General features: G+C 33.1%; 11 protein-coding genes. 8 read left to right on the top strand and 3 right to left on the bottom strand.

The features are described from left to right. On the bottom strand, window positions 1–717 hold a 717-nt coding region (locus ACWVCY_RS10120; RefSeq protein WP_455142642.1), incomplete at its 3' end, for a class I tRNA ligase family protein. 682 nt (window positions 718–1,399) lie between these two features. Between ACWVCY_RS10120 and ACWVCY_RS10125 the strand changes: the two genes are divergently transcribed. From ACWVCY_RS10125 to ACWVCY_RS10135, 3 genes are read left to right on the top strand one after another with little or no spacing between them, the layout of a single operon-like run. Continuing rightward, complete coding sequence (locus ACWVCY_RS10125) at window positions 1,400–1,777, top strand: hypothetical protein (RefSeq protein ID WP_455142644.1); 378 nt, start codon at window positions 1,400–1,402, stop codon at window positions 1,775–1,777. 38 nt (window positions 1,778–1,815) lie between these two features. Further along, window positions 1,816–2,415 carry a hypothetical protein gene (locus ACWVCY_RS10130; RefSeq protein WP_455142646.1) on the top strand — a complete coding sequence of 200 codons (600 nt, stop codon included), beginning with the start codon at window positions 1,816–1,818 and terminating at the stop codon, window positions 2,413–2,415. Window positions 2,416–2,428: 13 nt separating this feature from the next. Next, complete coding sequence (locus ACWVCY_RS10135) at window positions 2,429–3,175, top strand: alanyl-tRNA editing protein (RefSeq protein ID WP_455142648.1); 747 nt, start codon at window positions 2,429–2,431, stop codon at window positions 3,173–3,175. Window positions 3,176–3,242: 67 nt separating this feature from the next. On the opposite strand, the gene ACWVCY_RS10140 is transcribed toward ACWVCY_RS10135, so the two are convergent. Then, the gene (locus tag ACWVCY_RS10140) at window positions 3,243–5,192 is read right to left on the bottom strand and encodes a hypothetical protein (RefSeq protein ID WP_455142650.1); all 1,950 of its coding nucleotides are present in this window, start codon (window positions 5,190–5,192) and stop codon (window positions 3,243–3,245) included. A gap of 446 nt (window positions 5,193–5,638) precedes the next feature. On the opposite strand from ACWVCY_RS10140, the gene ACWVCY_RS10145 reads away from it, so the two are divergent. The 3 genes from ACWVCY_RS10145 to ACWVCY_RS10155 all read left to right on the top strand — a co-directional run bounded on the left by ACWVCY_RS10145 (window position 5,639) and on the right by ACWVCY_RS10155 (window position 10,646). Then, a complete protein-coding gene (locus tag ACWVCY_RS10145; RefSeq protein WP_455142652.1) occupies window positions 5,639–5,782 on the top strand; it encodes a hypothetical protein in 144 nt (47 codons plus the stop codon). A gap of 129 nt (window positions 5,783–5,911) precedes the next feature. After that, window positions 5,912–8,626 carry an aconitate hydratase AcnA gene (acnA, locus tag ACWVCY_RS10150; protein ID WP_455142654.1) on the top strand — a complete coding sequence of 905 codons (2,715 nt, stop codon included), beginning with the start codon at window positions 5,912–5,914 and terminating at the stop codon, window positions 8,624–8,626. Window positions 8,627–8,750: 124 nt separating this feature from the next. Next, window positions 8,751–10,646: a hypothetical protein gene (locus tag ACWVCY_RS10155; protein WP_455142656.1), complete on the top strand. Its 1,896-nt coding sequence runs from the start codon at window positions 8,751–8,753 to the stop codon at window positions 10,644–10,646. 127 nt (window positions 10,647–10,773) lie between these two features. Here ACWVCY_RS10155 and ACWVCY_RS10160 read toward each other — a convergent pair whose 3' ends face one another. After that, the gene (locus ACWVCY_RS10160; protein WP_455142658.1) at window positions 10,774–11,322 is read right to left on the bottom strand and encodes a hypothetical protein; all 549 of its coding nucleotides are present in this window, start codon (window positions 11,320–11,322) and stop codon (window positions 10,774–10,776) included. A 494-nt stretch (window positions 11,323–11,816) separates the two neighbouring features. Here ACWVCY_RS10160 and ACWVCY_RS10165 point away from each other — a divergent pair, with 494 nt between their 5' ends. Together ACWVCY_RS10165 and ACWVCY_RS10170 are read left to right on the top strand one after the other, a co-directional pair. Further along, complete coding sequence (locus tag ACWVCY_RS10165; protein ID WP_455142660.1) at window positions 11,817–12,257, top strand: cobalamin-dependent protein; 441 nt, start codon at window positions 11,817–11,819, stop codon at window positions 12,255–12,257. Continuing rightward, a partial coding sequence (locus ACWVCY_RS10170) for a DUF1801 domain-containing protein (protein WP_455142662.1) occupies window positions 12,236–12,398 on the top strand: 163 nt, incomplete at its 3' end. The genes ACWVCY_RS10165 and ACWVCY_RS10170, both read left to right, overlap by 22 nt.

The following is a 12,398-nucleotide window of genomic DNA, read 5'->3' on the forward strand; positions in this document are numbered from 1 at the left end:
ATTTGCCAATAGAGTCCAAGGGGTGGTTGTCCAAACTAAAACTGATATGTTAGGGGTGTCTTTTAGTGGAAGACTAAGATACACCGAGGGATGCTGAAACATCTGATATGAATCGGCCATTTCATGATTAGACAAACTAGTACCACATCTTGGACACCAAGGCATTACTAACTGTTTCTGATATAACCAACCATTTGAATGACATTTTTTCAGAAAATGCCAGATGTGTTCAATGTTCTTATCTTCATGTGTATAGTAACTATTTTCCCACTTCATTTGTTGTCCTAATAACTTTGATTGGTTTGTAATAACTTCAGAATATTTACTGACTCTTTCTTTACAATGTCCTACGAACTCTTCTAATCCCATAACAAGAATTTCATTTTTAGATTTTATACCTAGTGATTTTTCAACCTCAACTTCTACCCATAATCCCTGTGTATCAAATCCATTTTGGAATCTCTGTTTTTTTTGACTTAATGTATAATATCGCTGTACAATGTCTTTTAATGTACGCCCTCGAGCAGTATGAACTCCCATAGGATTATTTGCTGTCACAGGTCCATCAATAAAAGAAAATTTGTCTTTTAAATCCTTTTGGCGCTTTAAAACTTTGTCAAAGATTCTAATATTTTCCCATAATTGAGAAACCTCATTTTCTACTTCTAACCAATTAAAAGTAGAGTCAAGTGATCCAAATCGTCTAGTACTTGTCATTTTTCCTCTTCTCCTCAGTTTTTTTCAAGGAAACATAAGGCATGGCTTGTACTAGTTCGAATAAAGTATTAGGAAGCCTATTTTTAGGTTTATTTTTTTCTAAGTTGGTTTTTAGTTTGAATTTCCTGATCCATCCTTTTCACCACAAAAAAGTGTTTAAAATCTCTTTAAAATCTTCTATAAAGCATTGAATATTGTTCCAACGCTCTTTAGAATTAAGAAATAGAGAGTATTTTCTCCAAGATTGGGACAGGTTAAAAATTAGACTGAATTTCGTTATCCCGCACTAGAGACACACTCCAAAAATGATTTATCTAATGAATATTAAAAAGTTTGCATTTAGGTAGACCTTTTAGAGTTCTTAATTCTCTAATATTTTTAACTTAAATTGAAATGGATTCTACTCTTACAAAAGGAAACTAATCTCGTGCAATTTCCTCACTACAAATCAAATGTTTATGATATCTCAAGATATCACTATACTTTCAAAAAATCTGTAGAATATTTTAAATCAAATTACAAGAAGGGAATTAATTTGGTAATAATTAGAAAACTTGAATTTAGAAAAGTTTTCTATTTTTACTTGGTTTTCCATAATTTTTATAATAAATTGAAAGGAAGAATAATTTATTCCCCCAACTTATAATACAATTTTAAAAATATGTTAACTGGAAATATAACAATGAATAATCATGAAGAGAGTCAAAATTCATTCCCATCTCCAGAAATACTCGTAAAATGGTGGAATGAGGCAGAAAGGGAAGTTAAATTGGCTCATCCTCATGAACCAAAAAGGATCAGAGATGAATTAATTGAGCGTTATGTTCAAGCAAGGATCAGAAATTTTCGAAATCAAAAGACAGAGGGAGAGAAACAAATTGAATTTTCGGAACAACGTGTTGCTGAGTGGTTTCAAAATGAAATGATAAAACTTCGTGAAGAAAAACCTGGTCAAGATCTTAAAGAACGTGAATTAATCGCTGCTGAACGAGTTCAAAAACAGATTAATGATCTTAAAAAGAAAATTATACCTCTAGATACCTTTTTCACGAAAGAATAGTATATTTAACCTGATCACAATATTTAATGGGATAATTAATGGATCTAAATGTCGAAAATATTCGAAATCGAATCATTCGTGAATATATAACAAAGAATATTTATCAAGATCCAGATACTATTACAGATCGAACAAGTAAGGTAAAATTTAATGTTCCTGGATCAGGTGAGGTAATAAATAGAATAGTAGATATTTTCTGTACTTTTTTAATCAAGTATGAGTACGAAGCTAATACAGAACCTTACATTCTTTTAATTAATGAATTAGCTGAAGAATTAGGATTTGAGTCTCAAATAGCTATGGAGTATTTTTATTCTCAAATTGGTCTTCTAGACGAAAATGAGATTTCTAATCGGCCCACTTACCTGTTATTATGTATAGGGGGAATCGTTGAAACGTTTCAACAAAAAATAATCAGAAGGTTATCTCTTCGATTAAATCGAAAAGCAATGAATCAGAATAAGGATATTAAAAGGAATTGTCTTGAAAGTCTTATAAAACAATCGGACACATCATTAGGTCTGTTAATTAATATCGAAATAATAAAAGAAATGAGTAGAATTGTATGTTTCCCCATTAAACCATTAATAACTGACCATCTTGAATCCCAAGTAATTAATAAAATTATCACTAATTAAAAAGGTTAATATCATGGGAACTGACAAACTTTTTCTTGAAGATGCATATCTCACGAATTTCAAGGGAAAAATCATTGAAGTTCAAGATAGCAACATCATCCTTGATCGAACTATTTTCTATCCTGAAAGTGGAGGTCAGCTTGGCGACACAGGTATCCTTTTGCTAAACGATCAAACATATAAAGTAGAAAATACTCGACAATTTAAAGATAGGATTCTTCATATTCTCGATTCAAAAGAGGATTTATCATCTGTTGAAATATTTACTGAAATTGAAGGCCAAATAAATTGGAACCGACGATTCACCTTAATGCGATCTCATACAGCACAACATGTAATCAGTCGATATTTTCAAATAAAGTTTGGTGCAGAAACAGTTAGCACACAACTTAAATTGGATGAAAGCCGATTAGATTTTGCTCCTATAGATAAGATTACATCCAATGAGCTTGAGGTAATTACTTCAGAAATAAATAAAATTTTATCATCAAATCTTAATGTAAGGATATCCTATCTTCCACGTGAAGAGGCAATCTCTTTTCTCCAACAAAAAGATTATCAAATCCAATATCTCAAGATGGTTCCGAAAACTGTAAAGAATTTTCGAATTGTGTCAATTGGTGGCTATGATTTTGCTGCCTGTGGAGGAACTCATGTTAGAAATACAGCAGAAATAAAAAAAATTAGGCTAGTACGAACTAAGAATAAGGGAAAATCACGAGAGAGAATATTTTACTCCATTGAAACATCGATTGATTGAAAAAATTTACACTTTAATTATAAAATCCTCTTGAGTAAATAATCCCTTGAAAGTGCTATAAAGGAATTTAAAAGTTCCAGTAATATTTATGGTAGAAATCTTCTATTAAACTTACATCAGAAATTGGGACTGATTTCCATATATTTATGACTGCTGCTAATTCAGTAGCTCTTTTTTGACCTTTAAACAATTCAATAAGAAACTGAGTCCTTTCTTCAATATCTCGATTGACAAAATCTAGAATTTCTTTAATTGTATAATAACGTAACCGATTAAATGCTTTTCCAAAACCTTTCATACCCCAACCTTGTTCTAACTCAACTGGATCAGGTAAAAGAATTTTTTCTCCAAAGATGGGATGAGGTATCCAATTATTGATTAACCTATTTTCTGCTAATGCTAATAATTTCTTTGAATGGTACACACTAATTTTTCTCCCTTGACCTTGATAGATCATTTCTCCTAATTCATTTCTGAGTATTTCACCGGTTTTTTTATCAATTTTAGGAATTGGTTCACCATGTTCGTCATGTAAACGGATTTGGTTTCCATTGATGTCATGTTCTCCTACTGCACCTGTGTTTAAAACTATAAAGGCGAGCTTACCATCTAATCCTAAACCGAGATCACGAAAAATTTCTAACTTCAGAAGAGCCTGTTCACTCTGTTCCCGTGCCATAAAATCAGTAGCAGCATATGATCGAACTCTTGTTCCTGGTTTTTGAGCTGAAATTGCTGAGGTTATAATTGATTCAACCGCGCTATCAAAAGCTACTGCAATGATTGGGTCATTAACTCGAAACATAGGATGAATATAATCAAAACGTTTCATTGAAAGAACAATAGTCTTCAAATATCGCGGTTCTTTACTTTTTCCCCAATCAGGATTCAAACACTTAAATGAAAAAATAAATCGTCCGTTTGTAGTCCCACTATCATGATAACGCTTACAAAGTAATGAACCTGGCTGTTTACCTTCTTCAACAACAGGAATTTTAACATTATAATTAGCAATATTTTCATATTTGTATTTAACATTTTTACAATCAATATTCATGGCAAGTACAATATGGTGTTTACCTGATACTTCATCTAATTCAAGTGATTTCATTAATCCTGGCCATTCAGGACTTGTCTTGTCTAATTCTTGGGATTTCGCAAAAGCAGCAGCTTCTAATCCTATCAATTGTACCTTTTCAATCTTATTAGTTTCTGGATTACGAATAACTTTTCCAATACAGGCATCATCTTGCTCAAGATCAGGACCAACAGTTAAAGTTGTCTTTCCTGTCCCTGAAAGCCCTAAAACAACCCGATCAGATGTCATTCCAGCGTGAAAGGAAATATAACCATCAGACTCCGCTTTATTCCAGACCATAGTCAAATTAGGTTTCTTAAATGCCCCTCCAAAATAATCTACACGAAGGGATAGTACTCTTCGACGATTCTGGTCAATATTGGTGAAATCATACAGAGTCATTGGTTCGTTTGGATCGAAATTGGGCCAAAATTCTCGAATCTGATTAACATATTTCAAAGGTAAAGGTTCTGACACAATAAAGTTCCAACAATCAATCTGCATCTCCTTTTTGGGAGGAAATACCATTAGCTTGCCCATCCATCCAACATAAGCTAAATGTGGATTTTTTATGCTTATTGTTGTTCTCAGGCCAATCTCATACCCATGTTCTCCTTGGATACCATCCTGTATTAGAACAGGGATCTTTTCCTCACGGAGATACTTCATAACAACTTTATATAATTTCGTTCCTCTATCTCTATCGAAGGCTTTCTGCCCTGTACCAAGACGATAACCCGAGGGTACCATATAATATACTCTATCAGGTCTTCTTCCGGTTTGAATTGATCCAAATAAGTATTGAAAATCTTTAGTTATTATATAATAAGGTTTAAGGAATTCTTCAAACCATTCATGATCAGGATTTCGAATAATCATACTGTCACTTGATATAATACAATCATAGCCAATATTGACCTCGGAAAGTATCTCTGTCATTATAAACACTCTCTTTGATAACTAATATGCGCATTTGTGATTGATAGGAAGGATTGATTTTGAATTCTTGGGCATTGGAATTGAGTTTATAAATCGTTATAATTTATTACAATTCTAAATTTAAACTCATAGTAGATGATGAATTTTTTAATGAGTTAATTAGTTTTTGGAATAGAATAACTGATATACTTAGAATTATTTTATGGGGGAGATTATGCCAAAAGATTTCTAACCTGGATTAGAAATTTAACATTGAAGAATCAGAGGGCTCGAAATAAAGATAGCAACAATTCTATTACTCTATAAATTTGGTATTCCCACTTAAAAAATGCATCTAGTTATTCATTTGCCTTTTTTACAATGACTTCTCCAGAAAAAGGAATATATTTAAGTAATGTAAAATCCATTTGTTTCGATTAATTACCATGATCACGAGGTTACAATAAATGAGCGAAGAGGAAAAAAAAATTCCTGAAGATTTGAAAAAGGAACTATTGAAAAAAACAAAGGAAGATGGTTTCCACAGTATAGAGGATGCAAAGGCAAAATTAGAAGGTAAAATACCTACTAAGCCTAAGAAAAATAAATAAAACCTTTTATATTACCTCTATTTTCGTCGAATCGGTTTGAAACCATTGGAGAAGGAGTCCCCTTAATTTTTTCTCTGTTATTCAAAATTCTCAATTAGATATTCAGAAAAAACTAGCTAAAGCTTTAAAATGCATAAAAAACTCAATGTTCGTATGATTACTCTCACAACAGATTTAATTAAAAAGTCGAAAATTAAACTTGATTTGGGACTAGGGGTTTCTATTATTTATAATTTAATAACACTAGAAGAAGCAGGTTTAAATCTGGATAAACTCCCGTTTTCAATTCGTGTACTGCTAGAAAATATTTTAAGGAATTTTGATGATAATATAATAACCCTTGACGATGTAAATACAATCGCTAACTGGCCTACAGGAGTGAATGAAGCTTCTATCCCGTATATGCCAGCACGAGTTCTGCTCCAAGACCTTACAGGAGTACCTTTAATTGTTGATATGGCCGCAATTCGTGAAGCAGTTGCAATAAATGGAGGAGATCCAGATATGATCAATCCCATTAATCCAGTAGATTTGGTAATTGATCACTCTGTCCAGGTTGATTATTATGGTTCACCTCATGCGTGTCATTTAAATCTCGAAAAAGAATATGAACGTAATAAAGAAAGATATTACCTTATTAAATGGGCACAACAATCTTTTGGCAACACTAGAATAGTTCCTACGGGCTCGGGTATTTGCCATCAAGTAAATTTAGAATATCTTGCCTCTACAGTCATTCAAAGAGACTTTAAAGGTGAATTATCAGCTTTTCCTGATACATGTGTGGGAACAGATTCTCATACTCCAATGGTGAATGGAGTTTCAGTGATTGGATGGGGAGTCGGTGGAATTGAAGCAGAAGCTGTGATGCTTGGTCAACCATACTACATACCTCTTCCTGAAGTTGTGGGCATTAAACTAACAGGATCATTACCAGAGGGAGCTACAGCAACTGATCTAGTACTTACAATCACAGAAATGTTAAGAAAAAGAAATTTGGTAGGAAGATTTGTAGAATATTTTGGTCAAGGGTTATCTAATCTCACAGTCCCTGATAGAGCAACTATTAGTAATATGAGCCCAGAAATGGCGATAACAATCGGATTTTTTCCAATTGATGACCAAACATTAAAGTATTTAATCCTAAGTGGAAGAGATGAAAAACATGTTAAATTCATTGAGAAATATGCACGGCAACAAAAACTATTCAGAACAGATAAGACACCTGATCCTGAATTCAATCACGTTTTAAACCTCGATTTAAGTACCATTAAACCTTCGATTGCGGGCCCACTTAATCCAGAAGAACAGGTTACTTTAGAACATTCGAAAGAACGATTAAATAAATATTTGAAAGATCATGCATTATCACTTAATCGTGAAAAGATTTCTACCTCTGTGATGATTAAAGACAAAAAGTTGACCTTAAATGAAGGAGATTTAGTAATTGCAGCAATTACCTCTTGTACTAACACCTCAAATCCCTCTGTGATGATCGGGGCAGGATTATTAGCTAAAAAAGCTGTTGAACATGGATTAACTGTAAATCCTTTGATTAAAACAAGCCTTGCCCCAGGATCAAAAGTAGTTACTGATTATTTGAATGATTTGGACTTAACAAGATATTTAGACATATTGGGATTTAATTTAGTTGGTTACGGGTGTACAACTTGTATTGGAAACAGTGGGCCTTTATTAGAACCTATAGAAAAAGCAATCACTGAGAAAGATATGTATGTATGTTCAATCTTGAGTGGGAATCGAAATTATGGAGGACGGGTACATCAATTAACACGAGGTAACTTCCTAGCGTCACCTATACTAGTTGTTGCATATGCACTCGCTGGGACGATGAACATCAATCTAACAAAGGATCCACTTGGTCAGTCTAAAGAAGGAAAACCAGTGTATCTAAAGGACATATGGCCTACAAATGAGGAGATCAAACAAGCAGCCAAAAAAGGAATCAGTCCTGAAATGTATAAGAAAGAATATTCCGTTATAGCAAAAGGTGATGCTAATTGGCAGGCTTTAGAAGCTCCTAATACAACTTTATTCCAATGGGATCCTGATTCAACATATATACGAGCACCTCCCTTTTTTAATCAATTCAAACCTGGTAAAATTAAACCTAGTAACGTAAAGGGGGCAAGAGTACTATTAACTCTAGATGATAAAGTATCAACTGATCATATTTCTCCAGCAGGTTCAATTCCAAACGAAAGCCCTGCAGGTAAATACCTTATTTCAAAAGGGGTGAATAAATCAGACTTTAACACCTATGGCGCTCGTCGTGGAAACCACGAAATAATGATGAGAGGAACATTTGCTAATGTTAGGGTTAGAAATCAATTGACACCCAATAAAGAAGGATATTGGACCATTTATCACCCAAAGAACGAATTAACTAGTATCTATGAGGCAGCAGAGAAATATATGAAGAATAATATACCTACAATAATCTTAGGGAGTTCCCTCTATGGGGTGGGTTCAAGTCGTGATTGGGCTGCAAAAGGACCAGCATTACTAGGAGTAAAAGCAGTAATTGCGAAGAGTTTCGAGAGAATCCATCGTTCAAATCTAATTGGAATGGGGATTCTACCACTAGAATTTGAAAAAGGAGAAGGTTGGAGAGAGCTGGATTTAGATGGGACTGAAATCTATGATATCGAAGGATTAGACAACGGGATTACAATAAAAAAGCAATTAAAAGTTATAGCAAGAAAAAAAGATAGTTCTACTGTCGAATTTTTTGTTACAGCACGACTTGATGCACTTATTGAAATAGAATATTATTTACATGGAGGTATATTACCTTATCTTGTAACTGATCTACTTAGGTGACCCCTATCTTAAATTAATTTCTTTTTTCTTACCCTTTGTTAAAATAGTAAACTTAACCCTAAATCATTTTTAAACAATTAATTTAAAAATTTCGATTAATAACCATAATTTCATGAAATTCAAATTGGTAAAGTATTCATCATCTTTTTCAATTATCTTATTCATTATTTTTCTAAATTTCCATTTATTTGAAGTTCATGGAGATCAAACGGATAGAATATTATTACAAGAAGGGCATATAAACATCGATAAAGTCGAATTGATGCCAAATCTCCCTACACCATTTAAAATGAGAGACTGGCGACAAGTTGCAATGGATTATGATTCATTTCTTTTTAATTTCTCAATATCTGGGGAATATTTACCTTTAATAAGTTGGGATAAACGATGGTTGAATTTCGATCGAGATTCTTTTTACCTTCCTTCTTATGTAGGTGTGTCAATTTCAGATGAAGCCATAAATGGGTTAGCTGCTGTTGTTGGAGCTACTCTCGTTGGAATAAACAAAAGTTATCAAAATGGACATAATTGGGTATTAATGTGTGAAAATTGGTACAATATTGAATCAGGGGAATATCTTTATTTAAATAACCGATATGCATCTACAGGTGGAAGTTTTTGGTATGAGCTTCTTCCATCTCTTCTATTTTACCAGTTAGCAGATTTATATCCAGAAACTGGGGAATTTCAAACTGAAGCTCGAGGTATTGCAGATCTGTGGTATGAAGCATGTAAAAATATGGGAGCTAAACTAAATCCTTGGACAATTCCGAATTTCTATTATACTGCGTTTGATTTTAGCATTATGAATCCAATATACAACGGTTTTTGGCGTGAACCTGATGCAGCTGCAGCTGTTGCTTGGTTAGAATATATAGCATACATTAAATGGCAAAATTCAAAATATCTCTCTGGAGCAAAATGGTGTTTAGATTATCTTGAAGAAATAGCATTTAATCCTCTGTATGAAATCTTACTACCTTATGGAGCTTATATTGCAGCTCGAATGAATGCAGAACAAGGAACCACATATGATGTCCAGAAAATAATTAATTGGTGTTTTGGACCTGCAAATGCACGATATGGATGGGGAGTCATAACAGAAACATGGGGAGGTTACGATTGTCATGGATTACATGGAAGTATCACTGATGGAGGTGGTTATGCATTTACGATGGGGACTTTTCAAAATGTTGGGGCTCTTGTTCCACTTGTTCGTTATGATGCACGCTTTGCTCGAGCAATTGGTAAGTATGTGTTGAATGCTGCAAATGCAGCGAGACTTTACTATGGGAATGGGGTTGATTCTCAGCATCAAGACAGTGAGGATTGGATAGAAAATTATGACCCGAATTATTGTATAGCTTATGAAGCACTTAGGAAGGAATGGGGTGGTATAACTCCCTTAGCAACTGGAGATGTTAATCGAAATCGATATCAAAATCAAATAGGCCCAACTAACCTTGGTTTATATGGTTCTTCTCATGTAGGAATCTTTGGAGGGATTATCTCCCCCACAAATGATGAAAAAATCCTTCAACTTAACTGTTTAACTACTGATTACTATCATGATGTTGCTTATCCCACTTATCTTTATTTTAATCCATATAATATAGAAAAGTTAGTCGAAATTGAAGTCGGAGTAAGCGAAAAAGATCTCTATGATGCTACCACTAATAGCTTTGTAGCAAATAGTGTTTCAGGATTGACTTCCTTCATTATACCTAATAATTCTGCAAGTATAATTGTAATAGTTCCATCAAATGGGATAATATCATATGAAGATGGCAAAGCATTTTTGAATGGTATTATTATCGATTATTCTTGTGATGAAATACTAAATCCTCCAGTAACTGAAACAACAGTCACTAGTACTGAAGAAAGGTTAACAGGATCATTATCAACAACCATAAACCGAGCTTGGATTATGAAGCACACAGTCCAGATTGGGATTGTAATCAGTATTATTCTTGCTTTCTCTGGGATCCTAGCATTTATTCTTAAGAAAAAATTCTTTTAATATCATAAATCTGTAAATAATAAAAATTACCTTTGATACTACTTGAAAAATTTAATAAAAAGGTAATTTTCTATTTTATATAGAAATCTAAGAAAAAGAAAGAAAAAAAAGAGAAAAATAAACTTTTTTAATATCGATCTTGGGAACGTGAATCATATCGGCCCCTAGATGATCCTTTACGATCACGATCACGGTCACGACGACCTCCACCGTAGGAAGATCTTCGATCGCCACCGTAGGATGATTTTCGGTCACCGCCACCACCATAAGACCGTCTACCATATTTACGGCGAGGATCCTCAACTCGTTCTTCAGAACGATTGTTCTCCGTATCTACTTCATCAAAACTTGTGGAGTCTTCTGAAAGTTCTCCGAATTTTCCTTTTGAAAGACGAAGTGAATTTTGAAATACATTTGCAAAACCATTGGACAATTTATAGACTTTATCGATTTCTAACATATCTATGTCTTCATTCCAGAGAGTTAAGATGATATTTCCTGAATCATCAGCTACTCGGAAGTCACAAACTCTATGTGTTTCTCCTGAGCGATTTGAAATTTCTCTTTCATCATTTTTTTCGATTACTTGAAAAACTACATTTAAATGCTTCTCAAGTGGTTGAACAGACCCAATTTTAACATCATGGGTTTCATATTCTGTATTTTCATATGACATTTTATACACTTCTATTTATCAACGAATAGAACCTTTTTCTATAGGAAAGTAAAAATTATTCTCAGAATTCATGGTTTCTCGCTCAATAGATACAATGAAGATAAGTATATGTCCAGATCAGCTAATTCTACTTCCAAGAAAATGATATGGTCCTGTGTAACCCTTCTTTTATAATGTTTAAAGATTTTTTTAGTTGGAAAAAATTCTTGATAGAAAAGGCAAACTCAGAAATAGTAAGTCCTTTATTGAAGAATTTAATGATAATTTGTCTAAATTAATTGTTATTTTGCACCAAATCAGAAAGAATAACGACATCAAGAGAGGCTTTGAACACTAATATTACCAAAGTACTAGTCTTCCTCAAAATATTATTAGATAAATGAATAATTTATTTTCTACAAATATATCTTAAATAACTATTTAAAATTCTTTATCCTCTATCTTTGATTATGAAAATACTTCTTATTGAACCCCCAAAGAAGTTTTGGTTTGTCATGGGTGAATATTTACCTCCTCCCTACAATCTCCTCCTTCTAGCTGCAATCATTGAAAAAGAATTTCCTGAAATCAATGTGAAAGTTATTGACTGTCAAGCAAATAGGCTGGATTGGGAAAAACTTAAAAGAAAAATTAGACAAGAAGATCCAGACATTGTAGGGTCGGGGAGTCATGCAACCTGTAATGTATACAAAACAATTCGTACTCTTGATTTAGTTAAGAAGATCAACCCACAAATAGTAACTATAGCTGGTGGAAATCATTTTACAATGTTAGATAAAGTTACTCTCCAAGAGTATCCTTTTATAGACATTATTGTGCGGTATGAAGGAGAAAAAGCTTTGGTTGAGTTACTAGAGTATTATAGTGCAAATGAAACATCGAAAAAAGGATTAAAAGCAATAAAAGGTATTTCATTTATGGAAAACAGAATTTAACACTTTATATAATATCTGGTTTTGAAGAACATGATTCTCTTTTATTAAATCTAGGTAAATTTAAAACTGGAAAATCTTGTCTCTATATTAATAAATTAGATGATGTTGATCAGAATATCTTACAAGAACTCATTAAAAAAT

The organism is Candidatus Hodarchaeum mangrovi (genome assembly GCF_975850365.1).

Bases quoted from the DNA above. Each gene is read 5' to 3' on its own strand.
- ACWVCY_RS10125 (WP_455142644.1), top strand. From the start codon at position 1,400: ATGAATAATCATGAAGAGAGTCAAAATTCATTCCCATCTCCAGAAATA.
- ACWVCY_RS10130 (WP_455142646.1), top strand. From the start codon at position 1,816: ATGGATCTAAATGTCGAAAATATTCGAAATCGAATCATTCGTGAATAT.
- ACWVCY_RS10135 (WP_455142648.1), top strand. From the start codon at position 2,429: ATGGGAACTGACAAACTTTTTCTTGAAGATGCATATCTCACGAATTTC.
- ACWVCY_RS10140 (WP_455142650.1), bottom strand. From the start codon at position 5,192: ATGACAGAGATACTTTCCGAGGTCAATATTGGCTATGATTGTATTATA.
- ACWVCY_RS10145 (WP_455142652.1), top strand. From the start codon at position 5,639: ATGAGCGAAGAGGAAAAAAAAATTCCTGAAGATTTGAAAAAGGAACTA.
- acnA (WP_455142654.1), top strand. From the start codon at position 5,912: ATGCATAAAAAACTCAATGTTCGTATGATTACTCTCACAACAGATTTA.
- ACWVCY_RS10160 (WP_455142658.1), bottom strand. From the start codon at position 11,322: ATGTCATATGAAAATACAGAATATGAAACCCATGATGTTAAAATTGGG.
- ACWVCY_RS10165 (WP_455142660.1), top strand. From the start codon at position 11,817: ATGGGTGAATATTTACCTCCTCCCTACAATCTCCTCCTTCTAGCTGCA.